Genomic DNA, 26,271 nt, shown 5'->3' on the forward strand with positions numbered 1-26,271 from the left:
GCTGGTGAACGCGGTGGCGGTGTTCAGGCTGGCGGGCGATGGCAGCGGTGCCGCCAACCAGCGCAGCGCGGCAACTGCACCGGCCCCAGCGGTACGCAAGCCAGTGGCCATGCCGGCACCGGCAGCGCGCGCGGCCGTAACCTCCAGGCCAGCGGCCAAGGCCCCGGTGGCCAGCCGGCTGGCGGCGCCCAAGGCCGCAGCGGCGGCAAGCCCTGCGCCAGCGCCAAAGGCGCCGGCGAAGGCGGCCGGGGGTGGGGATGATGAGTGGGAGAGCTTCTGATTCCCCGTTGCTGTTGGCGTAAGGCACCTCTCATGCGGTGACACGCCGGGAGGGCAAAGAGGCCTTGAACGAGGAGGTGTGCTGGCCTGGATCTTGCGATTCTGTGTTTACAGATCGTTACCTCAGGAGACTGGCCATGAATCGGTTCAAGATTTCCACCCGCCTGGCGGGGCTTCTGGCTGTGTTGTGCTGCCTTGTGCTGCTGGTCGGCGGTGCCGGTCTGCTGGGCATGGGGCAGTCCAACGCCGGGCTCAAATCGGTGTATGACGACCGGGTGGTGCCCCTCAAGCAGATCAAGATCGTGGCCGACATGTACGCGGTCAACGTGGTCGATGCAGCGCACAAGGTGCGCGACGGCGGCATGACCGCCGCGCAGGGCCTGCAGTCGGTGGCCGATGCGCGCAAGGCCATCGACACCAACTGGAGCGCCTACCTGGCGACGAAGCTGGCGCCCGAGGAAAAGACCCTGGTGGACCGCTTCAAGCCCTTGCAGGCCAAGGCGGATGCCGCCACCGAGGCCCTGGCGGGTCTGTTCCGTGCGGGCGACGTACCGGCCCTCACCACCTTTGCCGCCAAGGACCTGTACCCGGCGATGGACCCGCTGCAGGAGGTGCTGGGCCTGCTCATGCAGGTGCAGCTCGACCAGGCCAAGATGGAGTACGACCGTGCCGCAGCCAGCTACCAGACCATCCGCGCCCTGGCCGTGGGCGCCGTGGTGCTGGGCGTGCTGCTGGCGGTGCTGGTGGGCGGCTCGATGATCCGCCAGATCTCGCGTTCGCTGGGCAATGCGGTGGACATCACCGATGCCGTGTCCCGCGGCGATCTCACGGTGGCCATCCCGGTAAAGGGGCGTGATGAGATCGCGCGCCTGCTCACCGGCCTGACCGCCATGCGTGACAACCTGGCCCAGGTGGTATCGGGGGTGCGTGGCAATGCGCAGGGCGTGGCCTCGGCCAGCGCCGAAATCGCCTCGAGCAACCACGACCTGTCCATCCGCACCGAGGAGCAGGCCAGTGCCCTGCAGCAAACGGCCGCCTCCATGGAGGAACTGAGCTCCACCGTGCGCCAGAACGCCGACAACGCGCGCCAGGCCAACCAGTTGGCCATGAGCGCCTCCACCGTGGCCGTGCAGGGTGGCGACGTGGTGTCCGAAGTGGTGGAGACCATGAAAGGCATCAACGACAGCAGCAAGAAGATTTCCGACATCATCGGCGTAATCGACGGCATTGCCTTCCAGACCAACATCCTGGCGCTCAATGCGGCCGTGGAAGCCGCCCGTGCGGGCGAGCAGGGCCGGGGCTTTGCCGTGGTAGCCAGCGAGGTGCGCAGCCTGGCCGGGCGCAGCGCAGACGCGGCCAAGGAGATCAAGAGCCTGATCCACGCCAGCGTGGAGCGGGTCGAGCAGGGCACCGCGCTGGTCGACAAGGCGGGCGCCACCATGACCGAGGTGGTGGCTTCGATCCGCCGCGTGACCGACATCATGGGCGAGATCAGCGCTGCCAGCACCGAGCAGAGTCAGGGTGTCTCCCAGGTCGGCGATGCCGTCACGCAGATGGACCAGGTCACGCAGCAGAACGCCGCCCTGGTCGAAGAAATGGCCGCCGCCGCCGGTAGCCTGAGCCACCAGGCCCAGGCCCTGGTGGGCGCGGTAGAGGTGTTCAAGCTGTCGGCGGATGCGCCAGCGGCCCAGGCCGCCACCGCGCCTCGCCCGCGCCCTTCTCCCCCGGTGTCGCCACCTGCCGCTCGCAAACCGGTCGCCAGCGTGGCGCCGCGCAAGCTTGCGGCACCGGCACCCAGCGTGGCAAAAACCACTGCCAAACCGACTGCACCTGCAGCGGGGGCGACCGCCAAGGCGGCGTCCGATGATGAGTGGGAAAGCTTCTGAGACGGCGTGCAGGTTCTGCGCTTGGCAGGAGCGGCGATTGCACCAAAGTGATGCGTTTTTGGCGCGCGATAGCAAAATGGTTGTGAGATGCCCTTGTTTGGTGCTTTTTGGGTGGCTGGTTGAATCGTTGTGGTGCATTTGATGGGGCTCAAGCCCCATCGTGCTCAAGAATCAACGGCTGATTCAGTGCACTGGTGTGGTGTCCGGCTGTTCCAGGGTGTTCAGCCGTGCCACTGCCTCGGGAGGCAATTGCAGTTGCGCCGCCGCCAGGTTCTGCTCCAGGTGGGCGACGGACGAGGTACCCGGAATCAGCAGAATATTGGGTGAGCGCTGCAGCAGCCAGGCCAGCGCCACCTGCATGGGCGTGGCGCCGAGGTCAGCGGCCACGTCTGACAGCACGCCCGACTGCAGCGGCGTGAAACCGCCTAGCGGGAAGAAGGGCACATAGGCCGTGCCTGCGGCGGCCAGTTGTGTGAGCAGGGCCTCGTCTTCGCGATGGGCCAGGTTGTACATGTTCTGCACGCAGGCAATCGGGGTGATCCTGCGCCCGTCCTGCACCTGGCACGCCGTCACGTTGCTCAGGCCAATGTGGCGTATCAAGCCCTGGCGCTGCAGCTCGGCCAGCGCAGTCAATGGTTCCTCCAGCGAACCCTCGGCCGGGCCGTGCACGCTGAACATGGCACGCAGGTTCACCACGTCCAGCACGTCGAGGCCCAGGTTGCGCAGGTTGTCGTGCACCGCCTGGTTGAGTTCCGCGGCCGAGAACGCGGGCAGCCACGAGGCATCGTCGCCGCGCCTTGCGCCCACCTTGGTCACGATGGTCAGGCCGTCCCGGTAGGGGTGCAGCGCCTCCTTGATGATCTGGTTGGTCACGTGCGGGCCGTAGAAGTCGCTGGTGTCGATGTGGTCCACGCCGCTTTCCACGGCAGCGCGCAGCACGGCTACGGCGGCTGCACGGTCCTTGGGCGGGCCGAACACGCCGGGGCCGGCCAGTTGCATGGCGCCATAGCCCAGGCGCTTCACATCACGGTGGCCGAGCCGGTAGCTGCCGGCCTTGTCGATTGCTGTCATGGGAGAGTCCTTTCAATGGGGATGCATCGACTGTAGGCAAGCAGCCTGTGTACGATAAGCCGGTTGAGTGCGCACGGGTTGTGCGGCACAGCGAACAATCCATCAAGGGATCCTTCCATGGCCGAGCAGTTGGGTGATCTGGCCGCCTTTGTCGCGGTGGCACGCGGCGGCGGTTTCCGCGAGGCGGCGCGCCTGGGCGGCGTCAGCGCGTCGAGCCTGAGCGAGGCGGTGCGCCGGCTCGAAGCACGGCTGGGCGTGCGCCTGCTGCACCGCACGACGCGCAGCGTGGCGCCCACCGAGGCCGGGGCGCGCCTGCTCGAACGCCTGGGTCCGGCGCTCGGCGAGGTGGAGGCCGCGCTCGACGTGGTCAACGGCTTTCGCGACCGGCCCGCCGGCACCCTGCGCCTCAACGTGCCCGCCAGCGCCGCGCGCCTGGTGCTGCCCGCCATCGTGCCGCCGTTCCTGGCGGCCTACCCCGACATCCGCCTGGACGTGGTGGTGGAAGAGGGCTTTGTCGACATCCTCGCCGAGGGCTGCGACGCCGGCATCCGCTACGACGAGCGGCTGGAGCAGGACATGATCGCCCTGCCCATCGGCCCGCGCTGGCAGCGCATGGCCACCGCCGCCTCGCCCGCGTACCTGGCCGCACGCGGCCGGCCCGAACACCCGCGCGAGCTCATGCAGCACGCCTGCCTGCGCGGCCGCTTTGCCAGCGGCACCATGCCCGCCTGGGAGTTCGAGCGCGGTGGCGAGGTGGTCGTTGTGGATCCGTCCGGCCCCTTGATCGTGCGCATATCGGGCGGTGTGGACCTGGCGGTGGAGGCGGCGCTTGCGGGCTGCGGCATCATCCACATGTTCGAAGGCTGGCTGCAGCCCCATCTCGACAGCGGGGCGATGGTGCCGGTGCTGAGCGATTGGGCGCGGCCTTTTTCGGGGCCGTTTCTCTACTATTCGGGGCGGCGGTACCTGCCGGCGCCGCTGAGGGCGTTTGTGGATTTTGTGCGGGAGCGGGGTGAGCAATGAGACTGATCACGGAGTCGGAATACCCTTTGATCTCCTATTTGTTTGAATCGGTAGGGTTGACGGTCGACCTCAACGTCCTGAAAGTGCAGCCGATGGATGATGGAAGGATGGGGAGCCTTCAGATTGAGCGCGCGGATGTTGCGCCTTCATTCGGGCGGTGTGTGGCCGACTGCGAGTTTCGGGATGCAGATGGGGTGACGGTTTTGGCTGCATTAAATGCCGATGCTTGCGGACAGCCGATGGAGATCGATATCTGGAAGGTCGATTTTTCTGCTTTGAAGCAATGGCCAGATCGGTTTCAGATCCTTCAGAGGGCTTGAATTTCCATTTCTGCTTGCACTTCACCCCTTCCTGAACGGACTGCGCCCCTGCAGTTCCTCCAGATAGCCTTCCACCCCCTGGCCTTCACGCTCCAGAAAGCGCTCCACCGCTTCGGCAAACGCCGGGTGCGCGATCCAGTGGGCACTGCTGGCTTGCACGGGCAGCAGGGCGCGGGCCATCTTGTGCTCGCCCTGGGCGCCGCCCTCGAAGCGCTGGGCGCCGTGTTCAATGCACCACTGCAGCGGCTGGTAGTAGCAGGCCTCGAAGTGCAGGCAGTCCACACGCTCTAGCGCACCCCAATAGCGGCCATAGGCCACGAGCCCATCCGTGCCGTAGTCACCCAGCGCGATCAGGCTGCTGGCGATCGGATGGCCATCCTTCTCGGCGATGAACAGCAGCCAGGCCTCGGGCATGGTCTGCGCCATGCGCGCGAAGAAGTCGCGCGTGAGGTAGGGCGGGTTGCCGTGCTCCAGGTAGGTGCGCTCGTAGCAGCGATAGAAGAAATCCCAGTCAGCGGGGCTGATGTCGGCGCCGCGTGACCAGCGGAACGTCACGCCCGCCTCGGCCACGCGGCGGCGCTCCTGGCGGATCTTCTTGCGCTTGTCCTGGGCCAGGCTGGCGAGGAAATCGTCGAAGCTGGCGTAGCGGGCCGGTGGCGGGTTGTTGCCATCCGGGGATGCGGGTGACATGGTTGCCGTCGGCGATTCATTCTTCCAATGGAATTGGACCGTATGGCGCAGCATCAGGCCCTCGTCGGCGCTGGTCTTGATGTCGTCATTGCTGGCGAACAGCACATGCATCGACGATACGCCCTGGCTCTCGCACCACTGGCAGACGGCCTGCACGAGCAGGGCGCGGCGCTCTTCGTCGCGTGCCATCAGGCGGGTGCCGGGCACGGGCGTGAAGGGCACGGCGATGGTGGCCTTGGGGTAGTAGGGCACGCCGTGCTGTTCGTAGGCGCTGGCCCAGGCCCAGTCGAAGACGTACTCGCCATACGAGTGGCTCTTGAGGTACAGCGGGCAGGCGGCCAGCAGCGTGTCGCCATCCCACAGCGTCATGAAGCGCGGCGTCCAGCCGCGTTTGGGCGTGGCGCTGCCGCTCTCGTGCAGGGCCATGAGGTACTCGTGGCGCAAAAAGGGCGTGGGATGGCTCTGCAATGCCAGCAAGCCGTTCCAGGCATTGGCGTCCACCTCCTGCGGGGAGGCCAGCACGCGGGCGATAATGTGCAATTGCTCAGCCATGTGTGCCCAGCAGCCTGCAATGCACTGCCAGATGGCGGTCTGCGGCGGGTTGCGGGCCTGCATTGGCGGTTGTCTTCAACCTGGCCCCAAGGGCCTTCTCCAGTTCCATGACGCTCTCCATTTGCACAGCGCAACTCAATTTCGTGGTGGGCGACATGCCCGGCAATGCACTAAAGATCATTGCCGCGGCGCGGGATGCCCATGCCCAGGGTGCGCAGTTGCTGCTCACGCCCGAGCTGGCGATCTGCGGCTACGCGGCGGAGGATTTGTTCCTGCGCCCGGCCTTCATCGCCGCCTGCGATGATGCCGTGAAAACCGTGGCCCGTGAGACTGCGGGGTTGAAAGGCCTGGCCATCGTGCTCGGGCATCCGCAAGCCGTGCGTGCCGATGCCCCGGCTTTCAGTGCCTGTTTCAACGCCGCCAGCGTGCTGCGCGATGGCGTGGTGGAGCAGACCTATGCCAAGCGCGAGCTGCCCAACTACCAGGTGTTCGACGAGCGGCGCTACTTCGTTGCAGGCCAGGCGCCCTGCGTGTTCGAGGTGGCTGGCGTGCGCGTGGGCCTGCTGGTCTGCGAGGACGCCTGGTTCGCCGCGCCCGCGCGCGATGCAGCCGCCGCCGGTGCACAGCTGCTGGCGGTGATCAATGCCTCGCCCTTCCACCTGGGCAAGAGCGCGGAGCGCGAGGACACCATGCGCGAGCGCGTGCGCGAGACGGGGCTGCCCCTGGTATACGCCCATTTGGTAGGCGGGCAGGACGAGGTGGTGTTCGAGGGCCGGTCCTTCGCCCTCGGCGCCGATGGTGCCGTGGTGGCGCGGGCCCCGGGCTTCGAGGAAGAGCTTTTCACTGTGCGGGTGGAAGCTGGCAGCGGCGCCGTGCAACTGGCACTCCAGGGTGAAATCGCCCCGCTGCGCAGTGCCGAGGCCGATCTGTGGGATGCGCTGGTGATGGGCGTGCGCGACTATGTGGGCAAGAACCGCTTCCCCGGCGTGCTGCTGGGCCTGTCGGGCGGCATCGACTCGGCCCTGGTGCTGGCGATCGCCGTGGATGCGCTGGGCGCAGACAAGGTGCGTGCGGTGATGATGCCCTCGCCCTACACCGCCGACATCAGCTGGATCGATGCACGCGACATGGCCTCCCGCATGGGCGTGCGCTATGACGAGATTTCCATCCAACCCCAGTTCGAGGCCTTCAAGGCCGCGCTGGCCAGCGACTTCGCGGGCCTGGCCGAAGATACGACCGAGGAGAACCTGCAGGCGCGCATCCGCGGCACGCTGCTCATGGCGCTCTCCAACAAATTCGGCTCCATCGTGCTGACCACGGGCAACAAGAGCGAAATGTCCACTGGCTACTGCACGCTCTACGGTGACATGGCCGGCGGTTTCGCCGTGATCAAGGACGTGGCCAAGACCACCGTGTTCGCGCTGTGCCGCTGGCGCAATGCCCACGACCCGTATGGCACGGGCGCCAGCCCCATCCCCGAGCGCATCATCACCCGCCCGCCGAGTGCTGAGTTGCGCCCCGACCAGAAGGACCAGGACAGCCTGCCGCCCTACGACGTGCTGGACGCCATCGTCTCGCGCTACATGGAGAACGACGAGCCCATCGAGTCCATCATCGCCGCCGGCTTTGCGCGCGCCGACGTGGAGCGCGTGACCCGGCTCATCAAGATCAACGAATACAAGCGCCAGCAGGCGCCCGTAGGGATTCGCGTCACGCGCCGCAGCTTCGGCAAGGATTGGCGTTACCCTATCACCAACAGCTTTCGCGCTTGATGCAGTCTGACGGCCTGAGCCCAGGCCACGAGCAGCCCGTTCCCTTTTTTTCATCTCCAGGAGACCCGCCATGAAAATGATCACCGCCGTCATCAAGCCTTTCAAGCTCGAAGAAGTCCGCGAAGCCCTGGCCGAATGCGGCGTGACGGGCCTGACCGTCACCGAGGTCAAGGGCTTCGGCCGCCAGAAGGGCCACACCGAGCTGTACCGCGGTGCCGAGTACGTGGTGGACTTTCTGCCCAAGGTGAAGGTCGAGGTCGTCGTCAAGTCCGAGGACGTGGACCGCTGCGTGGACGCCATCGTCAACGTCGCGCGCACCGGCAAGATCGGTGACGGCAAAATCTTTGTGACCGCTGTGGAGCGCACGGTACGCATCCGCACCGGCGACCTGGACGACGCTGCGGTGTGATGCCGATTTGCGGGCCGTGCACCACCCGCAAATCGGCTGGCCACGCGCAATGCGCGGCCGCATGGCTTAGATCACTGATCGCAGCGGAATCTGGCGAGCGTTGTTGCCGGCCTGTTCCACCAAGGTCTGCAGCAGGGTGGGGGTGTCGCTGGCGGCGTGCAGCAGCCCCATCTGCCATTCGCCCATGAAGCCGCTGGCCACGCTGTGGTTCAAAAAGGCCAGCAGGCCGTCGTAGTAGCCGGCCACGTTGAGCAGGCCCAGGGGCTTGTCGTGGTAGCCGAGCTGGCGCCAGGTCCAGACCTCGAACAGCTCCTCGAAGGTGCCGATGCCGCCGGGCATGGCGATGAAGGCATCGCTGCGCTCGGCCATCATGGCCTTGCGCTCGTGCATGGTCTGCACGATGTGCAATTCGTCGCACTGGCGGTTGGCCAGTTCCTTGTCCACCAGCGCCTGGGGAATGACGCCCACCACGCGGCCACCGGCCTGGCGCGTGGCCTCTGCCACCGTGCCCATGAGGCCGCTGCGCCCGCCGCCATAGACCAGTTGCCCGCCATGCGCGCCGATCCATGTGCCCACGGCCGCGGCCGCTTCGGCATAGGCTTCGTTCTCGCCGGGGCGCGAACCGCAGTACACGCAGATGGAAAAAGCCGGTTCAGCCATGCGCGATCCTTTGAAAAATGGCCCCTGCCCAGATGCCCGCGCACAGCAGCAGCGCCAGCAGCACGGCGGCACTGCCCATGTCCTTGGCGCGCTTGGACAGGTCGTGCCATTCTGGCCCGATGCGGTCGATGGCGGTCTCGATGCCGGTGTTGAGCAGCTCGACGATCATCACGATCACCACCGAGCCGGCCAGGAGGGCCACTTCCACCCAGCTGCGCCCCAGCCACAGCGAAGCCGGCAGCAGCACGATGGCGGCGATGGCTTCCTGGCGAAAGGCCTTTTCACCCCAGCCGGCGCGCAGGCCTTCGAACGAGTAGCCGGCGGCATGCCAGATGCGGTTCAGGCCCGTGCGGGCTTTCTGGGGATTGGCGGGGGCGGTGGGCTGGGGTGTGGACATAAGGAAAAACCGGGATTCTCGCGCAGTGTTATGACGGTGGGCTTAAGAACCTGCTCAAAGAAGCCCGCACCGAGGTGCTTACTTCTTGCTGTGCTCGAAATGCACCAGCCGGGTGCCGGCCAGTGCATCGTGCCAGAACTGCTGCTGTGGATGGAAGCGCGCCAGAATGGCCCAGACAGCCACCCAGCCGATGACCAGGACCGTGGTTTCGCCGCCCGAGAGCGCGAAGGGAGACACGGCAGCCAGCGGCGGCAAGAACCACAGCCAGCTGAGCACGTAGCGCAGCAGGGCGCGCGGCTGGCTGATGGGGCGGCCGGCACGGTCCACCACGCGGATGTTCCAGGTCTTCATGGCCAGGGTCTGGCCCTTGGCCCAGAACCAGGTGAAGTAGATGCCGAACACCACGAACAGAAAGGCCTGCAGCGCATGGCGGTTGTCCATGGCATTGCGGGTCTGGCTCAAGGTGCCGAACAGGTAGCCGGCGATGAAGACCACGCCGAACATCAGCATGCCCTCGTACAGCCAGCAGGCCATGCGGCGCATGAGGCTTGGGGTGGTGGCGGGTGCCGTGGCCTGGGGGGCCATGTCTGCCTGCGGCGTGCTGGGGGTGGGGGAGGCGGGCATTCCGGGCTGCGCGATCGGCACGGCTGACGCCGTCAGTTGTTGGGGTACAGGCCGGAATTGTCGGCGCTGGGCGGTGCTGAAGGGGCTGCCGGGTCGGAGCCCGCAGGCGCCAGCGGTGGCAGCGCGGCCGGCACGGCGGTGGGCACGGCCACAGGGGCTGTTTCCACCACCACGGGGCTGGCGGGGCCAGAGGCCGAGGCCTCCGAAGCGGGCATTGCGGCGGGGACCGGCATGGCCAGGCGCGGGCCATGGTCGGTCACCGGCGGGATCTTGGGTGCATTGGGGCGCAGGGGGTTGGCCTGCGTGGCGGCGGGCACCTGCACCAGTTTGCGTGGGGATACCGGGTGCAGCGCGGTCGCTGCGCCCCGGGGCTTGGGTGGGGCCGTGGCGGCCAGCAGGTCGCGCTCCTCGGCGGTCAGGGCCTGGTAGGCCTCCCACTGGGCGAGCTTGTTGTCCCCGGCCAGGCGGTTGGTGCTGGCGTAGTTCAGGCGGGCCTGGCTGCGCTGCTGCGCGCTCAGGCTGGCCCATTCGGTCATGCGGCTGTGCAGCTTGGCCTGCTCCTCTCCGGGCAGCTCGGGGAAATTCACTGCCAACGCCAGCCAGCGGCGCTTTTGCACCTCGCTGATCAGCGACCAGCGTTCGGCCAAGGGGTAGAGCGCAAGCTTTTGCCGGGTGTTCAGTGTTTCCCAGCCCGGGCCTGCAGACACTTCGGCCAGGCCTTCGGAAGGCAGGGCGGTGGCTCCGCCTGCGGGGCGCAGGGCCGTTGCCGCTGCAGGGGTGGGGCGCGTGGCGGCCGACGGCAGCAGGGTGGCGGGTGCCATGCCCACCTGCTGCACGACCGTCACGGCGAAGGCGGTCAGCGCGCCCAGAAGCGCCAAAGCCAGCACGATGGCTGGCAGTGGTGGGGGGGCGTCGGGAAGTCCTTTATGCATGCATCGGGCAGTGGGCCAAATCAGTGATTCTGCGCTGCCGTCTTGAGGAACTGGACAAATCCCGGGTCGGAGTAGGCTTCTGGAGGCAGTTCGTCGGTCAGCAGGGCGGCATCGACCTCGGCGATCTCGTTGGCGCCAAACTCGTCCTGCACCGTGCTGATGAAGAACAGGCCCACCACCAATGCGATCAGCGGCACGGCGGACACCAGGGCGTTCCACCAGCTGTTGCCTTCGCTGCCGCCACCGCCGAGGGCGGCCGAGGCGCCGCCGGCCAGCACCACCGGAGCGGCTGCCCTGGCGGGTGCGCGCACGGGGGCCAGCACCTTGCGCCGGGCCAGTGCCTGCATGCGCGATGCGCGCAGGCGCTCCGAGATGTCATAGGGCAGATCCTGCGAGCCATCCGTCAGCCGCGCCGATACGCGGCGGGCAAAACGTTCTGCTGCAGCTTCCTGGGAGAGTGTCGGGGCGGTGTTCACAGTTCTATTCCTTTGGCTTTCAGTGCCTTGCTCAGGGTTTGTATGGCACGAAAACAGTGCGTTTTCACACTGCCTTCCGAACAACCCATGGCGGCTGCCGTTTCTGATACATCCATTTCTTCCCAGTAACGCATGAGGAAGGCTTCCCGTTGACGTGCTGGCAATTCTTCTATCTCGGCCTCTATCTGGTGGAAGGTCTGGGCCCTTCGGGTCAGGTCTTCGGCACTTTCGGCCTTGTCTCCGTCGTCGGGGCCGGAGTACGCCTCCAGCAGATCAAAATCCATGCCATCTTCGCCGGGCCCTTCGAAGTCGCTCATGCTCGAAAACAGTGCATTGCGTGTCTTCTGGCGCCGAAACCAGTCCAGTGTGCAGTTGGAGAGGATGCGCTGAAAGAGCATGGGCAGCTCGGCCGCCGGCTTGTCTCCATAGTGTTCGGCCAGCTTGAGCATGCTGTCCTGCACGATGTCCAGGGCCGCTTCCTCATTGCGGACGTGGTAGACCGAGCGCTTGAAGGCACGCTTTTCTACGCTTTTGAGGAAATCGGAGAGTTCTTGTTCGGTTGCCAAGACGGGTCAGCCCGGGAATGGGATGCTGCAGGGTATGCGCCAGCGCGGCGCCCCAACAACAGGTGCAGAGCCCCTCCTGAGAGGAGCCCAGCCGCCGATTATCGCATCCTCTGGTGTTTTTTTAGACGCAGCATGCATTTGCACGTGTTGCAGTGCGATAATCGCGGCTGCAATTCAAAAGGCAAACGGGTCACGGTCCGGCGCGGCAATCATCCCGCCCATGTCCTTGGCCTCAAGTTCCAAGCTGGCTCCACAAGAGTCCATGCAAGGGGCACCCAAGGTTTTTCGTCAGAGAAATTCACAAAGGTTGATCATGGAAATCTCCAAGGCCGAGCTCACTTCGGCAGCCGCTGCTTCGCAGGGCAACAACACCCCCTCCGCTTCCGGCTCTCAGGACCTCATGGGTGCCGAGATCCTCATCAAGTCGCTCCAGGCAGAGAACGTCCAGTTCATCTGGGGTTACCCCGGCGGCGCGGTTCTGTACATCTACGACGCGCTGTACAAGCAGGACACCATCCAGCACGTTCTGGTGCGCCACGAGCAGGCGGCTGTGCACGCCGCCGACGGCTACGCCCGCGCCACGGGTGAAGTCGGCGTCGCCCTGGTCACTTCGGGCCCCGGCCTGACCAATGCCGTCACCGGCATCGCCACGGCGTACATGGATTCGATCCCCATGGTGATCATCTCCGGCCAGGTGCCCACGCCCGCCATCGGACTCGACGCCTTCCAGGAATGCGACACCGTCGGCATCACGCGCCCCATCGTCAAGCACAACTTCCTGGTCAAGGACCCGCGCGACCTGGCCATCACGCTCAAGAAAGCCTTCCACATCGCCCGCACCGGCCGCCCCGGCCCGGTGGTGGTCGATATCCCGAAGGACGTGTCCTTCAAGAAGGCGGCCTACACCGGCTACCCCCAGAGCGTGGAAATGCGCTCGTACAACCCCGTGCGCAAGGGCCACAGCGGCCAGATCCGCAAGGCGCTGCAACTGCTGCTGGCCGCCAAGCGCCCCTACATCTACACCGGCGGCGGCGTGCTGCTGGGCAATGCCACCAACGAGCTGCGCACGCTGGTGGACATGCTGGGCTACCCGGTCACCAACACGCTGATGGGCCTCGGTGCCTACCCCGCGTCGGACCGCAAGTTCCTGGGCATGCTGGGCATGCACGGCACCATCGAAGCCAACAACGCCATGCAGAACTGCGACGTGCTGCTGGCCGTGGGCGCGCGCTTCGACGACCGCGTGATCGGCAACCCCAAGCACTTCGCGCAGAACGACCGCAAGATCATCCACGTCGACATCGACCCGTCGAGCATCTCCAAGCGCGTGAAGGTCGACATCCCGATCGTCGGCGACGTGAAGGACGTGCTCACCGAGCTGATCTCCATGGTCCGCGAAAGCAGCACCCGCCCCGATGCCGGCGCCCTGGCCGCCTGGTGGGACACCATCGAAGGCTGGCGCAAGCGCGACTGCCTGAAGTACAGCATGGGCAGTCCCGACGTCATCAAGCCCCAGTACGTGGTGGAAACGCTGTGGAACATGACCAAGGACGTGGACACCTACATCACGTCCGACGTGGGCCAGCACCAGATGTGGGCAGCCCAGTACTACCGCTTCGACGAGCCGCGCCGCTGGATCAATTCCGGCGGCCTGGGCACCATGGGCGTGGGCATTCCCTACGCCATGGGCATCAAGCTGGCCAAGCCGCAAGCCGAGGTGTTCTGCATCACCGGCGAAGGCTCGGTGCAGATGAACATCCAGGAGCTGTCGACCTGCCTGCAGTACAACACGCCGATCAAGATCTGCTCGTTGAACAACCGCTACCTGGGCATGGTGCGCCAGTGGCAGGAGATCGAGTACTCCGGCCGCTACAGCCACAGCTACATGGACGCGCTGCCCAACTTCGTGAAGCTGGCCGAGGCCTATGGCCATGTCGGCATGCTGATCGAGCACCCCAAGGACGTCGAGCCCGCGCTGCGCGAAGCGCGCAAGCTCAAGGACCGCACGGTGTTCATGGACTTCCGTACCGACCCCACCGAGAACGTGTTCCCGATGGTGCAGGCCGGCAAGGGCATCACCGAAATGCTGCTGGGCTCCGAAGACCTGTAAACGCAGGCCTTCGGCTCCCGCTGCGGCCTGCAGCAGGCGGCAATTGCGATTGCGATTGCTGCAGGCCAATCTCCTGCTATCAACCTGATAGCTTCACTTCGACGAATCTATTGCCTGCCGAGCCTGCGCATTACCGTGCGCAGGGGAGGGCAGCGAAAAGAGGAATGTCTTCACCATGAAACACATCATTGCCGTTTTGCTGGAGAACGAACCCGGTGCGCTGTCGCGCGTCGTGGGCCTGTTCTCTGCCCGTGGCTACAACATCGAATCGCTCACCGTGGCGCCTACCGAGGATCCATCGCTGTCGCGCATGACGATCCAGACCACGGGCTCCGACGACGTGATCGAGCAGATCACCAAGCACCTGAACCGCCTCATCGAAGTGGTCAAGGTGGTCGACCTCACCGAGGGTGCCTATACCGAGCGCGAGCTCATGATGGTGAAGGTGCGCGCCGTGGGCAAGGAGCGCGAGGAGATGAAGCGCATGGCCGACATCTTCCGCGGCCGCATCATCGACGTGACCGAGAAGAGCTACACCATCGAGCTCACCGGTGACCAGTCCAAGAACGACGCCTTCCTGCAGGCCATCGACCGCACCGCCATCCTGGAAACCGTGCGAACCGGCGCCAGCGGCATCGGCCGCGGCGAGCGAATCCTGCGCGTGTAACGGATTTGCCTTCGACCGGCTAGCGTCGTTGGGCAGCCTTGCCGTGCCAAAGCACTGTCTGCGGCTCCCCGCCTAGCCATCCGGTCGAATCCAAATCCGATGTAAGACAATCGACTGTTTATTTTTCAACCCAAACAACGTATTTCAACCGGAGCGACCCATGAAAGTTTTCTACGACAAAGACTGTGACCTGAGCCTGATCAAGGGCAAGACCGTTGCCATCATCGGCTACGGCTCGCAGGGCCACGCCCACGCACAGAACCTGAACGACAGCGGCGTGAAGGTCGTGGTCGGCCTGCGCAAGGGCGGTGCCTCGTGGGACAAGGTCGGCAAGGCCGGCCTGAACGTGATGGAAGTCAACGACGCGGTCAAGGCCGCCGACGTGGTCATGATCCTGCTGCCCGACGAGCAGATCGGCGAGGTCTACACCAACAACGTGGCCCCCAACATCAAGCAAGGCGCTTCGCTGGCCTTCGCCCACGGCTTCAACGTGCACTACAACCAGGTCGTGCCCCGCGCCGACCTCGATGTGTGGATGGTCGCCCCCAAGGCCCCTGGCCACACCGTGCGCAACACCTACACCCAGGGCGGCGGCGTGCCCCACCTGGTGGCCGTGCACCAGGACAAGTCCGGCAAGGCCCGTGACCTGGCTCTGTCGTACGCCATGGCCAATGGTGGCGGCAAGGCCGGCATCATCGAGACCAACTTCAAGGAAGAAACCGAGACCGACCTGTTCGGCGAACAGGCCGTGCTGTGCGGCGGTGCCGTCGAGCTGATCAAGATGGGTTACGAAACCCTGGTCGAAGCCGGCTACGCCCCTGAAATGGCCTACTTCGAATGCCTGCACGAGCTCAAGCTCATCGTGGACCTGATCTACGAAGGCGGCATTGCCAACATGAACTACTCGATCTCGAACAACGCCGAGTACGGCGAGTACGTGACCGGCCCTGAAGTCATCAACGAGCAGTCGCGCCTTGCCATGCGCAATGCCCTGAAGCGCATCCAGAGCGGCGAATACGCCAAGATGTTCATCCAGGAAGGCCGCCTGAACTACCCCAGCATGACGGCCCGCCGCCGCAACACCGCCGACCACAGCATCGAAGTGGTGGGTGGCAAGCTGCGCGCCATGATGCCCTGGATCGCCAAGAACAAGCTGGTCGACCAGACCCGCAACTGATCTCGCGATCCACTGCGCCCTGCGTACACGATCCCAAAGGCCACTTCGGTGGCCTTTTTCGTTGCCGGGTGGGGCTGGGCATGTTGCCTGCGGCGGGCCGCATGGCCTTGCGTAATCAATTGTTAACAGGTACATGGCCCGGGTGCCTGCCGGTGCAGCTACACTGCGCCTTCGGTTCTCTCGGAGGGGGTGCCATGCGCCGTGCGGCGCAGGTGCCGAATACTATAAATTGGGTAGCTGTTCACGCCGGCCGGTCTGGCGATGGAGATTTGTTCGATGCATGACGGCAAGGATTCCGCCGACGGTTCTGGTGTGATGGTGCGCAAGCGGCGCAAGGGCATCTACATCCTGCCCAACCTGTTCACGCTGGCGGCGTTGTTCGGGGGCTTCTATTCCGTCGTGATGGCCATGAACGGGCGCTTCGACCTGGCGGCCGTGGGCGTGTTCTGCGCCATGGTGCTCGATAGCCTGGATGGGCGCGTGGCCCGCATGACCAACACGCAAAGCGCCTTCGGTGAGCAGATGGATTCGCTGTCGGACATGGTGTCCTTTGGCGCCGCACCCGCGCTCATCGCCTACGAATGGTCGCTCAAGGGTCTGGGCCGCTGGGGCTGGATCGCGGCCTTCGTCTACTGCGCCTGCGCCGCGCTGCGCCTGGCACGCTTCAACGTGAACACGGGCGTGGTGGACAAGCGCTACTTCCAGGGCCTGCCGTCGCCTGCAGCCGCTGCGCTGGTGGCTGGCTTCATCTGGCTCATGACCGAGCTCGGGGTGCAACGCGGCATGGACACCTGGCTCACCTGGAACCAGGTCACCTGGATCATGTTCGCCTTCACGCTGTACGCCGGCCTCACCATGGTGACCAACGTGCCGTTCTACAGCTTCAAGGACATCCAGGTGAAAAAGAGCGTGCCCTTCGTCGTGATCGTGCTGATCGCGCTGGGCATCGCCGTCATCAACATCTCGCCGCCCATCATGCTGTTCAGCGTGTTCGTGCTGTATGGCCTGAGCGGCTACGGCGTGTACGCCTGGCGCAAGGCCAAGGGGCAGCACAGCAGCGTGATCAGCACCTCCACCGACGAACCCGACGAGCGCGGCCTGCACAAATGACGGCAGCGCGCCGCATTGGCTGCACTTGTGCTACATTGCACGGCATGAACACGTTGGCCATTGCAATCCTACTGCTAGCTCCCCACGGGCGGAGACGGTAGGCGCACGCGCACACGTTTTCCACAAAGGCCCGTATGCACCCGCAACGGGCCTTTTGCTTTGGGCGCCAGAATTCAGCGTTGCGGACCACCCCACCATCAATACCAGGAGAACCCCATGGCCGACAAACTCATCATTTTCGACACCACCTTGCGCGACGGCGAGCAATCGCCCGGCGCCTCCATGACCAAGGACGAAAAGCTGCGCATCGCACGCCAGCTCGAGCGCCTGAAGGTGGACGTGATCGAAGCGGGTTTTGCGGCCAGCTCCAACGGCGACTTCGAGGCCGTGCAGGCCATTGCCCACGCCATCAAGGACTCGACCATCTGCTCGCTCTCGCGCGCCAACGACCGCGACATCTCGCGCGCGGCCGAAGCGCTCAAGGGTGCCAACAGCGCTCGCATCCACACCTTCATCGCCACCTCGGCGCTGCACATGGAAAAGAAGCTGCGCATGACGCCTGAGCAGGTGCTCGAGCAGGCGCGCCAGTCGGTGCGCTTTGCCCGCAACCTGGTGGCCGACATCGAGTTCAGCCCTGAAGACGGCTACCGCAGCGACCCGGACTTCCTGTGCCGCGTGCTCGAAGCGGTGATCGCCGAGGGTGCCACCACCATCAACGTGCCCGACACCGTGGGCTACGCCATCCCCGAGCTGTACGGCAACTTCATCAAGACGCTGCGCGAGCGCATTCCCAACAGCGACAAGGCCATCTGGTCCGTGCACTGCCACAACGACCTGGGGATGGCCGTGGCCAACTCCCTGGCCGGCGTGAAGATCGGCGGCGCCCGCCAGGTCGAGTGCACCATCAACGGCCTGGGTGAGCGCGCCGGCAACTGCTCGCTCGAAGAAGTCGTCATGGCCATCAAGACGCGCCGCGACTACTTCGACCTGGACCTGAACATCGACGCCAAGCACATCGTGGCCGCCAGCCGCATGGTCAGCCAGACCACCGGCTTCGTGGTGCAGCCCAACAAGGCTGTGGTCGGCGCCAACGCCTTCGCCCACGCCAGTGGCATCCACCAGGACGGCGTGCTCAAGGCGCGCGATACCTACGAGATCATGCGCGCCGAAGACGTGGGCTGGAGCGCCAACAAGATCGTGCTGGGCAAGCTCAGCGGCCGCAACGCCTTCAAGCAGCGCCTGCAGGAGCTGGGCGTGAGCCTGGAGAGCGAGACCGAGGTCAACAGCGCCTTCACCCGCTTCAAGGAGCTGGCCGACCGCAAGAGCGAGATCTTCGACGAGGACATCCTGGCCCTGGTCAGCGACGAGAGCGTGACCGCCGAGAAGGAGCAGTACGGCTTTGTCTCGCTGTTCCAGCAGAGCGAAACCGGCGAGCACCCCCGTGCGCGCATTGTCTTCACGGTGGACGGCCACGAAGTGCGCGGCGAGTCCGAAGGCAATGGCCCGGTGGATGCATCCTTGAAGGCCATCGAGTCCCACGTCAAGAGCGGTGCCGAGATGGTGTTGTATTCCGTCAACGCCATCAGCGGCTCCACCGAGAGCCAGGGCGAGGTCACCGTGCGCCTGCAGAACAGCGGCCGCGTGGTCAACGGAGTGGGCGCTGACCCCGATATCGTGGTCGCGTCAGCCAAGGCCTACCTCAGCGCGTTGAACAAATTACAAAGTAAAGCTGACCGGGTGGCTGCACAGGGATAAGTGTTGAATTTATAATTCATTCACTTTCTTGGAAAGTCGCGCAAGGTCTTGATCTTGCGCGACTTTTTTTGATTCTGTACACTGGCCCACACTTCTTACCCTTTGGAGCACTTTGATGCACCATGGCCGCAGCACCGCAATGAACCGTTTTTTCCAGCTTCTGGGCTTTGTTGTTGTGAGTGCGGCGCTTGCGTCGCCCATGGCACATGCCAACGAGCGCAAGAAGGCGCCCGCCAAGAAGCAGGTGGCATCCGCCACCGCCAAGAAGTCCGCCGGCCCGCGCAAGGCCGCCGTTGCCGCCAAGCCGGTGCGCGTCTCGGCCAAGACCTCCAGGGCCGCCACCCGCGTGGCCTTCATCCCCGCCAAGCCTTCCTTTGGCCAGCTGGCTGGCCTGCACGAAGTCAATGACCCCCTGGACCTCAAGTCCAGCGTGGCCCTGGTGATCGACCAGGACACCCATGAAGTGCTGCTCAGCAAGAACGATCACGCCGTTCTGCCGATCGCATCGCTCACCAAGCTCATGACCGGCCTGATCATCTCCCAGGCCAAGCTGCCCATGGATGAGCAGTTGACCATCACCCAGGACGATGTGGACACCGAAAAAGGCAGCCGCTCGCGCCTGACCGTCGGTTCCACCATGACCCGTGGCGAAATGCTGCACCTGGCCCTGATGTCCAGCGAGAACCGCGCCGCCCACGCCCTGGGCCGCACCTTCCCCGGTGGGCTGGACGTGTTCGTGGCGCAGATGAACGCGAAGGCGCGCCTGCTGGGCATGACCGACACCAAGTACGTCGAGCCCACGGGCCTGTCCAGCCGCAACCAGAGCAGCGCCCGCGATCTGGCCACGCTGGTCAACGTGGCCCATGGCGACCCTGTCATGCGCGAGCTGTCCACCTCGCCCGGCTACGAGCTGGCCCTGGGCGCGCGCACCCTGCAGTTCAACAACACCAACGGCCTGGTGAAGAACCCCACCTGGGACATCGGCCTGCAAAAGACCGGCTACATCTCCGAAGCCGGGCGCTGCCTGGTGATGCAGGCCCAATTCGCCGGCCGCAAGGTCATCATGGTGTTCCTGGACTCGGCCGGCAAGTTCAGCCGCCTGGGTGACGCCGAGCGCGTGCGCCACTGGGTCGAATCCATGCCCGCCGCCATCAGCCCCGTGAAGACTGTCGTCCACGGCAACACCAACGGCTGATACGGCTTTGCCTTCAACCGGCTAACGTCGTTGGGGAGCCTTGCCGTGCTACAGCACTGTCTGCGGCTCCCCGCCTGGTTATCCGGTCGAATGCAAATCCGCAGGAAGGCTTTTGCCAACCCTGCGGGCGTGTAGGTAGTAGACAAAAACAAAACCCCGGTGGCGCGAGCCCCGGGGTTTTGTTTTTTGTACCTGATGGTCGGCCTTGCCGGCCGCACCTTTCAGTCGGCGGGCGTGTGCGCCATGTCGCTGCCGTGCAGCGATGAGGACAGGGCGGGCGTAGGCGCCTTGGCCTGCACGTAACCCAGCGCCAGCGAGATCTCCTGCGCCGTGGCCTGCAGCTTGGCCATCCAGCCCTCGTCCAGCCGGTCGGCCGGGGCCGAGATGGACAGGCCGGCCACCAGCTTGGCCTGGTCGTCGTACACGCCGGCAGCCATGCAGCGCACGCCCAGTTCCAGCTCCTCGTTGTCGCGGGCAATCCCGTACTGGCGCGCCTTGGCCAGCTCGCGCTCAAGCACGGGCAACTGGGTGATGCTGTTGCGGGTGTGGCCGGCCAGCCCGGTGCGGGTGGCATAGGCGCGCACGCGCTGCGGGTCGTCCAGCGCCAGGAAGAGCTTGCCGGTGGAGGTCAGGTGCAGCGGCGCACGGCCGCCGATGGCGCGCACCACCTGCATGCCCGAGCGCTCGCTGTAGGCGCGCTCCACATACACGATCTCGTCGCCCTGGCGCATGCTCAGGTTCACCGGCTGCTGGATCAGCTTGTGCAGGTTGCGCATGGGGGCTAGCGCCGCATCGCGCACGCTCAGGCGCGCCTTCACCAGGTTGCCGAGCTCCAGCAGGCGCATGCCCAGCCGGTAGCTGCCCGACTCGGGCCGGTCCACAAAGCGGCCGATGGTCAGGTCGTTGAGGATGCGGTGCGTGGTGGAGGGGTGCAGCCCCGTCTTCTCGCTGATTTCCTTGAGCGAGATGGCGTCCTCGCGCGATGCGAGCACGTCGATCAGCGTGAACATGCGCTCCAGTACCTGGACGCTGGGTTTGATCGGGATGCCAGGGTCGATTTTTTTCATGGGCTGCAGGAATGCGGGAACGGTGTGGAGTAAGGGATATCCACAACATCCTCTGATCGCTGCATCTTACCTTGTGAAATGCAATGGCACCATCAGGTGCCCTGGGCGGCCCCACCCGGGGTGCCGCCTGCGTGACTGCGGTCAACGCAGTGCCACACATTGTCCTGGCGGATCTCGTGCGGCAGAAAGCGCGCCTTGTAGTTCATCTTCGGGCTCGCGGCGATCCAGTAGCCCAGGTACACATAGGGCAGGCCCATTGCGCGCGCCTGCTCGATCTGCCAGACCACGTTATAGGTGCCGTAGCTGGCGCGCGCCTCGGGTTCGTAGAAGGTGTACACGGCCGACAGGCCATCGTTGAGCACGTCGAGTATGGACACCATCTTCAGCGCGCCGGGTTCGCCGGTAGCGGCATCCACCTCGCGGAACTCCACCAGCCGCGAGTTGACGCGGCTTTGCAGCAAAAACTGGGTGTACTGGTCGATGCTGTCCTGGTCCATGCCGCCGCCCGCGTGGCGGCCGTTCTGGTAGCGCAGGTACAGCTGGTAATGTTCGGGCACGAAGCACAGGCGCAGCACACGGGCCTGCAGCGCACCGTGCTGCACCGCCGAGCGGCGCTGGCTGCGGTCGGGGCGAAACTCGCTGGCGCGCACGCGCAGCGGGGTGCAGGCCTGGCAGCCATCGCAATAGGGGCGGTAGGTGAACATGCCGCTGCGCCGGAAACCCGTGGCCACCAGGCCCGAGTACACATCGCTCTGGATCAGGTGGCTGGGCGTGGCGACCTGCGAGCGCGCCTGCCTGTCCGGCAGGTAGCTGCACGGATAGGGCGCTGTCGCATAGAACTGCAGGGTCTGCAGCGGCAGGTCGTTGAGTTGCGTCATGCCATGGGCGTGGGGTGGGCCAGCAGTTGATTCCAGTATACGGGCTCGAAAGTCCACGTGCCGCCCGGCAGGTCTTGCGCCACGGCGATCTTGCGCAAGAACTCGTTGCGCGGGATCTCGCGCGCCCCCAGCGACGCCAGGTGGCGCGTGTTCTGCTGGCAGTCGATCAGCGCCACGCCCTGCACGCGGCAAAGTGCCACCAGCGCCGCCAGCGCGATCTTGGAGGCATCGGTCGCGTGCGCAAACATCGACTCGCCAAACACCGCGCGCCCGAGCGCCACGCAGTACAGCCCGCCCACCAGCTGGCCATCGACCCAAGTCTCCACGCTGTGGGCCGAGCCCGCTGCGTGCAGCGCCTCGTAGGCACGCACCATGTCCGGCACGATCCAGGTGCCCGCCTGCCCCTCGCGCGGGGTGGACGAGCAGGCGCGTATCACCTGGCCAAAGGCCGTGTCCACGCGCACCTCGCAGTGGCTGCTGGCGGCGGCAAATTTCTGCAGCGTCTTGCGCAGCGAGCGGTGCAGCCGGAACTCGGCCACCGGCAGCACCATGCGCGGGTCGGGCGCCCACCACAGAATGGGCTGGCCCTCGCTGAACCAGGGGAAGGTGCCCTGCCCATAGGCCGCCCGCAGGTGCTCCACGTCCAGCGCTCCACCGGCGGCCAGCAGGCCCGGCGCCGGATCGCGGGGGCCCCAGGCACTGGCCGGGTGGGGGAAGGGGTCATGGGGTTCCAGCCAGGGGAGTTGGGCGGGCATGGGGGCAGGGGTTGCGAAGGGTGGTTTGTTGGATTGTGCGGCAACATCCCGTTCCACCGTGGCGCGGGCCGTGTGCGCTATGTCGGCTACAGGCGACAGATTTCCTGCTGCATCGCCATGGCATGCGCCATCCGGTGCCAGCGGCCTGCACAATGCCGCGATCACAAGACAGGAGAGGGATCCCATGCGCCGTGGATATGGATTGGCATTGCTGCTCACCGTGCTCGCAGGCTGCCAGAAGCAGGAAGCACCCGATGCTTTATATGAGCGCTACTACCAGAAGTCGGCCAGCGGCATTGCCACCCTGGAGGAAGAAGCCCATTTCTATTCCGCCAGGAAGCGCGCCGATGTAGAGCAGAAGATTCCTGCGATGATGAAGATGATGGGAAAGACGCGCGACGATGTAGCACGCGTCTATCTGGACATGTCCCAGACACTCGCGCGGTGCAAGAAAATCGAGCTGGCTGGGCAGAGCGTGTCTGGCAATGTGGCCGAGCTCACCTACCGACAGACGGATGTGTGCGGCAGCACGTCCACATCGCCAGAGAGCCAAAAGGTGCGCCTGGTAAACGAGGGCGGGTGGAAGATCGACCACGTGGAAATAAGCCTGTAGACCGGCTGGCCGCCACGGCGCTACTTGCGCCGGTACTCGCCCACAAAGGTCACGTGCATGCCGCCGCAGCCGTCATCTTCCTTTACGGCCAGTCCACCGCGCTGCAATGCCAGCGTGGCCGTGCAGCCATCACCGTCGTACGCCAGCAGCCCGTTGCGCAGGGTGCCCACGCCGCGTATCTCGCCCACATTCACTTGCCCGTTGGCGGCGTTGGGGCCGTACCAGACGGCATCGCCCGCCAGGTAGACCTTGCCGTCCTGCAGGCCAACGATGGCCAGGCTGGCGCTGTCCTTGTCGGGCTTGCCCTGGTGGTAGCGGGTGTAGGTGCCATTCCACTTGGCGCTTGCTGCGGTGGCGGGCGCAACGCTCTGCAGCAGGGCAATGCGGCCCGCGAACTCCTGGCCCAGGCAGCGGGCGTCTTTGCACTGCGTGACCTCATAGGATTGGAGCCATTCGCGCTGCCACTGCACCAACTGCGGCCGGGCTTTGGAGCGCGTGATGGCCTCCTTGAAGGCGGTGTTGAGCTGGTCATCCAGCGCGGAGAGCGGGGCATCCGAGCAGATCAGCTTTTCCATGGCCGAGCGGGCCTTGGCGCAATCGAAACTGGCAGCGCTGGCCAAGGGGGCCAGGGCTGCGAACAGTGCCGCCAGGGCAAGGCGCAACAAGGGCTGGACAAGGGTGGTCGGCATGGCGGGGTTCCTGCTCGGTGAGAATTTGCGCGCGAATCGTGCGGCTGGCAGAAATCATAAGACCCCGCCAGGCCAATTGCCGCTTGACACAAGCGCATGCCAAACGCACGCTACGGCCCCGCACCAGCGATCCATACCAACAACCAACCACTCGGAGAAAACCATCATGATCAACAAGCGTGATTTTGTCGCCAGCGTCGGCCTGGCAGGGGTGATGCTGCCGGCTGCCAATGCCATCGCGGCCCCCGGCAACAAAGCCGGCAATGCGCAACCCGTTCTGCTGACGGTGAGCGGCACCGTCGGCAAGACCAACCGCGGCGCGCTCGACCCCGTTATCGACCAGATGATGGGCAAGCACAGCATCCAGTTCAGCAAGGCCTTCGCGTTCGACGCAGCCGCGCTGCAGCGCCTGCCTGCGGTGACCATCAAGCCCACGCTCGAATACGACAGCAAGCCCCACACGCTGGAAGGCCCGCTGCTGGTCACCGTGCTCGAAGCCGCAGGCGTGCCGCGCAACAGCAACGTGCAACTGGGCCTGCGCGCGGTGGATGGCTACAACGTTGCCATCAGCCTGGCCGATGCGGCGCAGTACCGCATGATCGTCGCCACCCGCATCGACGGCCAGCCCATGGCGCTCGGCGGCCTGGGGCCGCAGTGGGCCGTGTACGATGCGGACAACGTGGCCCCCTTCAAGGACAAGCCCGTGAAGGAACGCTTCGCGCTGTGCCCCTGGGGCCTGTACCACATCGACGTGAAAGCCTGAGCCCCCGAGACCTCGATAAAGTCCTCTATAGGTGTCATCGCATCCCTTCTCAGCGGCAACTGGTGCAGGCAGGCAGTAGGAGTCGTCCGGCCAGACTCAGCAACGACGCCAGAAGAGTTTTGTCAGCCGTTTCTTAGCGCGTCTTGTCGTCGGTCTCACCTGTCACGCCGGTGCCCTGCCGCGATGCCGGTTTGGGGTTCGGATGCTCTTCAATGGCGCCCAGCCGGTGTCCCGATGGGTCTACCGCATCTACCGGCCCCACCCCTGGCTGCTCTCCGCCGGGCCGGTTGGCGTACGCTGGGCCGGGCGTGCCACTTTCGTCTTTCAAACCATACTGGTTGTAGCCGGGCTTGGGGGTGTTGCTGGGCATGGCGTGCTCCTGGGGATTGAAGCCTTCATGCTAGGCGCGCTGCTTATGGCGGCTTGTAGGACCCTGTCGGCTGCACCGGTGCTCGCTGTCCTGCCAACGCTTTGGCAGTAGGTGGTTCAGTTGCTGTGCAACAGCACCACGGCGTAGGTGCAGTCCGCCGCCGTCTCGTTGCTGAACACGCAGTCCGCAGGCGGCCCCAGCTCCAGGCAATCACCCGCGTCCATCGCATGCCGGGTGTCGCCCTCCATGAACACCAGCGAGCCGGCCAGCACCCAGATGAGCTGCCGCTTGGCCGTATAGGCCGCTGCAGGCATCGGCACCCGCGCGCCCGCAGGCAGCACCACCTGCACCAGGTCCAGCGGCAGGTCGGAAGGGGGCGACACATGCGTGCGCACATAGCGGGTCTGCGGGTCCGTCCACACCGGTTGGTCGGCCCGGCGCAGCAGCCGGCCTTCCTTGGCCTCGGCGCGCGCGATCAGCTGCGACATGCTGAGCCCGAACGCGCCCGACAGCCGCGCCAGCAACGTCGCCGTGGGGCTCGATTCGCCCCGCTCCAGCTTGTGCACCATGGCCCGCGACACGCCCGAGTGCGCCGCCAGGTCGGTCAGCGACCAACCCCGGCCCTCGCGCTCGATGCGCACGCGCGCGCCAATGCGCTGGCTCAGGCTATCGACTGCAGCATCTACTTTGGTGGACATGTGTTTTATCATCGTGGACAATAATCCACCAAAATACGTTATTCGTCCATCATAGTGGATGGCGAAACCTGCAACCCCTGACAGCCATGACCACCCTACAGATACGCGATGCCCATGCGGGCGACATCGAAGGCATCCTCGCCATCTACAACGACGCCGTGGCCAACACCACCGCCATCTGGAACGAAACCCTGGTGGACGCCGCCAACCGCGCCGCCTGGCTGGCCGACCGCCAGCGCCTGGGCTACCCCGTGCTCGTCGCCGTTGACGACCAGGGCGCCGTGGCGGGCTACGCCTCGTTTGGCGACTGGCGCGCCTTCGACGGCTACCGCCACACCGTCGAGCATTCGGTCTACGTGCACCAGAACGCCCGCGGCGCAGGCCTGGGCAAGTTGCTGATGCAGGCCCTCATCGAGCGTGCCCGCGCCATCGGCAAGCACGTCATGGTGGCCGGCATCGAGGCCGGCAACACCGCATCGATCCAATTGCACGAGCGCCTGGGCTTCACCCAGGTGGGCCTGCTGCCCGAAGTGGGCACCAAGTTCGGCCAATGGCTGGACCTGGCCTTTCTGCAACTCAAGCTCGATGCGCGAACGGATCCTGATGGAGCAGGGCGAGGTGGTGCCTAAGTCGGTGTTTTGAGCCGGCTTCTCCCTCTTTTTGAAGAAGGAGAGCGGCTGGAAAAACTCAGCGAAGCGGTTCTGGCTAGGCGCTGCGTCGCAGGCAGTACGACTAGTACGACAAGACGCAGCAACAACGCCAGAAGA

At 65.4% G+C, this 26,271-nt stretch carries 28 protein-coding genes and 1 pseudogene; 15 read left to right on the forward strand and 14 right to left on the reverse strand.

Annotation, left to right across the window (positions count from 1 at the left end):
* A pseudogene (locus tag ASE31_RS32160) lies at positions 1-280 on the forward strand (methyl-accepting chemotaxis protein); the annotation flags it as partial.
* Between the two features lie 136 nt (positions 281-416).
* On the forward strand, positions 417-2,165 hold the full coding sequence (locus tag ASE31_RS27355) for a methyl-accepting chemotaxis protein (protein WP_057205782.1): 1,749 nt from the start codon (positions 417-419) through the stop codon (positions 2,163-2,165).
* Positions 2,166-2,348: 183 nt separating this feature from the next.
* On the opposite strand, the gene ASE31_RS27360 is transcribed toward ASE31_RS27355, so the two are convergent.
* Positions 2,349-3,236, reverse strand: coding sequence for an aldo/keto reductase family oxidoreductase (locus ASE31_RS27360; RefSeq protein ID WP_057205784.1), 888 nt, complete (start codon positions 3,234-3,236; stop codon positions 2,349-2,351).
* 117 nt (positions 3,237-3,353) lie between these two features.
* On the opposite strand from ASE31_RS27360, the gene ASE31_RS27365 reads away from it, so the two are divergent.
* Both ASE31_RS27365 and ASE31_RS27370 read left to right on the forward strand, forming a co-directional pair.
* Complete coding sequence (locus ASE31_RS27365; protein ID WP_057205786.1) at positions 3,354-4,259, forward strand: LysR family transcriptional regulator; 906 nt, start codon at positions 3,354-3,356, stop codon at positions 4,257-4,259.
* A complete protein-coding gene (locus ASE31_RS27370; protein WP_157412679.1) occupies positions 4,256-4,579 on the forward strand; it encodes a hypothetical protein in 324 nt (107 codons plus the stop codon). Before ASE31_RS27365 ends, ASE31_RS27370 begins: the two co-directional genes overlap by 4 nt.
* 21 nt (positions 4,580-4,600) lie before the next feature.
* On the opposite strand, the gene ASE31_RS27375 is transcribed toward ASE31_RS27370, so the two are convergent.
* Positions 4,601-5,821: a GNAT family N-acetyltransferase gene (locus ASE31_RS27375; RefSeq protein ID WP_057206212.1), complete on the reverse strand. Its 1,221-nt coding sequence runs from the start codon at positions 5,819-5,821 to the stop codon at positions 4,601-4,603.
* Between the two features lie 107 nt (positions 5,822-5,928).
* On the opposite strand from ASE31_RS27375, the gene ASE31_RS27380 reads away from it, so the two are divergent.
* Together ASE31_RS27380 and ASE31_RS27385 are read left to right on the forward strand one after the other, a co-directional pair.
* Positions 5,929-7,593, forward strand: coding sequence for an NAD+ synthase (locus tag ASE31_RS27380; RefSeq protein ID WP_057205788.1), 1,665 nt, complete (start codon positions 5,929-5,931; stop codon positions 7,591-7,593).
* Positions 7,594-7,663: 70 nt separating this feature from the next.
* Positions 7,664-8,002 (forward strand): P-II family nitrogen regulator, encoded by a 339-nt coding sequence (locus tag ASE31_RS27385; RefSeq protein ID WP_015013651.1) that lies wholly within the window; start codon positions 7,664-7,666, stop codon positions 8,000-8,002.
* A 66-nt stretch (positions 8,003-8,068) separates the two neighbouring features.
* On the opposite strand, the gene ASE31_RS27390 is transcribed toward ASE31_RS27385, so the two are convergent.
* The 6 genes from ASE31_RS27390 to ASE31_RS27415 all read right to left on the reverse strand — a co-directional run bounded on the left by ASE31_RS27390 (position 8,069) and on the right by ASE31_RS27415 (position 11,657).
* Entirely contained in the window at positions 8,069-8,662 is a 594-nt protein-coding gene (locus tag ASE31_RS27390; protein ID WP_057205791.1) for a TIGR00730 family Rossman fold protein, read from the reverse strand.
* Positions 8,655-9,059, reverse strand: a complete 405-nt coding sequence (locus tag ASE31_RS27395; protein ID WP_057205793.1) for a diacylglycerol kinase — start codon at positions 9,057-9,059, stop codon at positions 8,655-8,657. Before ASE31_RS27395 ends, ASE31_RS27390 begins: the two co-directional genes overlap by 8 nt.
* 78 nt (positions 9,060-9,137) lie before the next feature.
* Positions 9,138-9,644 (reverse strand): RDD family protein, encoded by a 507-nt coding sequence (locus ASE31_RS27400; RefSeq protein WP_057206214.1) that lies wholly within the window; start codon positions 9,642-9,644, stop codon positions 9,138-9,140.
* A 71-nt stretch (positions 9,645-9,715) separates the two neighbouring features.
* Positions 9,716-10,615, reverse strand: a complete 900-nt coding sequence (locus ASE31_RS27405) for a DUF3106 domain-containing protein (RefSeq protein ID WP_057205795.1) — start codon at positions 10,613-10,615, stop codon at positions 9,716-9,718.
* Positions 10,616-10,635: 20 nt separating this feature from the next.
* Positions 10,636-11,091, reverse strand: coding sequence for a DUF3619 family protein (locus tag ASE31_RS27410; protein ID WP_057205796.1), 456 nt, complete (start codon positions 11,089-11,091; stop codon positions 10,636-10,638).
* Complete coding sequence (locus tag ASE31_RS27415) at positions 11,088-11,657, reverse strand: RNA polymerase sigma factor (RefSeq protein ID WP_057205797.1); 570 nt, start codon at positions 11,655-11,657, stop codon at positions 11,088-11,090. Before ASE31_RS27415 ends, ASE31_RS27410 begins: the two co-directional genes overlap by 4 nt.
* Before the next feature lie 313 nt (positions 11,658-11,970).
* On the opposite strand from ASE31_RS27415, the gene ASE31_RS27420 reads away from it, so the two are divergent.
* The 6 genes from ASE31_RS27420 to ASE31_RS27445 all read left to right on the forward strand — a co-directional run bounded on the left by ASE31_RS27420 (position 11,971) and on the right by ASE31_RS27445 (position 19,671).
* Positions 11,971-13,767, forward strand: a complete 1,797-nt coding sequence (locus ASE31_RS27420; RefSeq protein ID WP_057206217.1) for an acetolactate synthase 3 catalytic subunit — start codon at positions 11,971-11,973, stop codon at positions 13,765-13,767.
* Positions 13,768-13,942: 175 nt separating this feature from the next.
* Positions 13,943-14,434: an acetolactate synthase small subunit gene (gene ilvN / locus ASE31_RS27425; protein WP_007857867.1), complete on the forward strand. Its 492-nt coding sequence runs from the start codon at positions 13,943-13,945 to the stop codon at positions 14,432-14,434.
* A gap of 160 nt (positions 14,435-14,594) precedes the next feature.
* Positions 14,595-15,611, forward strand: coding sequence for a ketol-acid reductoisomerase (ilvC, locus tag ASE31_RS27430; protein ID WP_057205799.1), 1,017 nt, complete (start codon positions 14,595-14,597; stop codon positions 15,609-15,611).
* Positions 15,612-15,887: 276 nt separating this feature from the next.
* Positions 15,888-16,721 (forward strand): CDP-diacylglycerol--serine O-phosphatidyltransferase, encoded by an 834-nt coding sequence (gene pssA / locus ASE31_RS27435; RefSeq protein ID WP_057205800.1) that lies wholly within the window; start codon positions 15,888-15,890, stop codon positions 16,719-16,721.
* A gap of 216 nt (positions 16,722-16,937) precedes the next feature.
* On the forward strand, positions 16,938-18,476 hold the full coding sequence (locus tag ASE31_RS27440; RefSeq protein WP_057205802.1) for a 2-isopropylmalate synthase: 1,539 nt from the start codon (positions 16,938-16,940) through the stop codon (positions 18,474-18,476).
* A gap of 115 nt (positions 18,477-18,591) precedes the next feature.
* Complete coding sequence (locus tag ASE31_RS27445) at positions 18,592-19,671, forward strand: serine hydrolase (protein WP_057205804.1); 1,080 nt, start codon at positions 18,592-18,594, stop codon at positions 19,669-19,671.
* 221 nt (positions 19,672-19,892) lie between these two features.
* Here ASE31_RS27445 and ASE31_RS27450 read toward each other — a convergent pair whose 3' ends face one another.
* The 3 genes from ASE31_RS27450 to aat form a co-directional block, all read right to left on the reverse strand.
* Positions 19,893-20,738, reverse strand: a complete 846-nt coding sequence (locus tag ASE31_RS27450) for an IclR family transcriptional regulator (protein ID WP_057205806.1) — start codon at positions 20,736-20,738, stop codon at positions 19,893-19,895.
* A 92-nt stretch (positions 20,739-20,830) separates the two neighbouring features.
* Positions 20,831-21,616, reverse strand: a complete 786-nt coding sequence (locus tag ASE31_RS27455; RefSeq protein ID WP_057205808.1) for an arginyltransferase — start codon at positions 21,614-21,616, stop codon at positions 20,831-20,833.
* Complete coding sequence (aat, locus tag ASE31_RS27460) at positions 21,613-22,371, reverse strand: leucyl/phenylalanyl-tRNA--protein transferase (protein ID WP_057205810.1); 759 nt, start codon at positions 22,369-22,371, stop codon at positions 21,613-21,615. Before aat ends, ASE31_RS27455 begins: the two co-directional genes overlap by 4 nt.
* A gap of 184 nt (positions 22,372-22,555) precedes the next feature.
* On the opposite strand from aat, the gene ASE31_RS27465 reads away from it, so the two are divergent.
* Positions 22,556-22,984 (forward strand): hypothetical protein, encoded by a 429-nt coding sequence (locus ASE31_RS27465; protein WP_157412681.1) that lies wholly within the window; start codon positions 22,556-22,558, stop codon positions 22,982-22,984.
* Between the two features lie 20 nt (positions 22,985-23,004).
* Here ASE31_RS27465 and ASE31_RS27470 read toward each other — a convergent pair whose 3' ends face one another.
* On the reverse strand, positions 23,005-23,673 hold the full coding sequence (locus ASE31_RS27470) for a lysozyme inhibitor LprI family protein (RefSeq protein ID WP_057205814.1): 669 nt from the start codon (positions 23,671-23,673) through the stop codon (positions 23,005-23,007).
* 166 nt (positions 23,674-23,839) lie between these two features.
* Between ASE31_RS27470 and ASE31_RS27475 the strand changes: the two genes are divergently transcribed.
* The gene (locus ASE31_RS27475) at positions 23,840-24,436 is read left to right on the forward strand and encodes a molybdopterin-dependent oxidoreductase (RefSeq protein ID WP_082604394.1); all 597 of its coding nucleotides are present in this window, start codon (positions 23,840-23,842) and stop codon (positions 24,434-24,436) included.
* Between the two features lie 133 nt (positions 24,437-24,569).
* Here the strand turns inward: ASE31_RS27475 and ASE31_RS27480 are convergent, their stop codons facing one another.
* Positions 24,570-24,806: a hypothetical protein gene (locus ASE31_RS27480; RefSeq protein ID WP_057205816.1), complete on the reverse strand. Its 237-nt coding sequence runs from the start codon at positions 24,804-24,806 to the stop codon at positions 24,570-24,572.
* Between the two features lie 116 nt (positions 24,807-24,922).
* Entirely contained in the window at positions 24,923-25,504 is a 582-nt protein-coding gene (locus ASE31_RS27485) for an XRE family transcriptional regulator (protein WP_057205817.1), read from the reverse strand.
* Positions 25,505-25,590: 86 nt separating this feature from the next.
* On the opposite strand from ASE31_RS27485, the gene ASE31_RS27490 reads away from it, so the two are divergent.
* The gene (locus tag ASE31_RS27490; RefSeq protein ID WP_057205819.1) at positions 25,591-26,133 is read left to right on the forward strand and encodes a GNAT family N-acetyltransferase; all 543 of its coding nucleotides are present in this window, start codon (positions 25,591-25,593) and stop codon (positions 26,131-26,133) included.
* The last annotated feature ends 138 nt before the right edge of the window (positions 26,134-26,271 follow it).

The sequence above is a fragment of the Acidovorax sp. Root217 genome, assembly GCF_001428645.1.
Classification (GTDB): domain Bacteria; phylum Pseudomonadota; class Gammaproteobacteria; order Burkholderiales; family Burkholderiaceae_C; genus Acidovorax.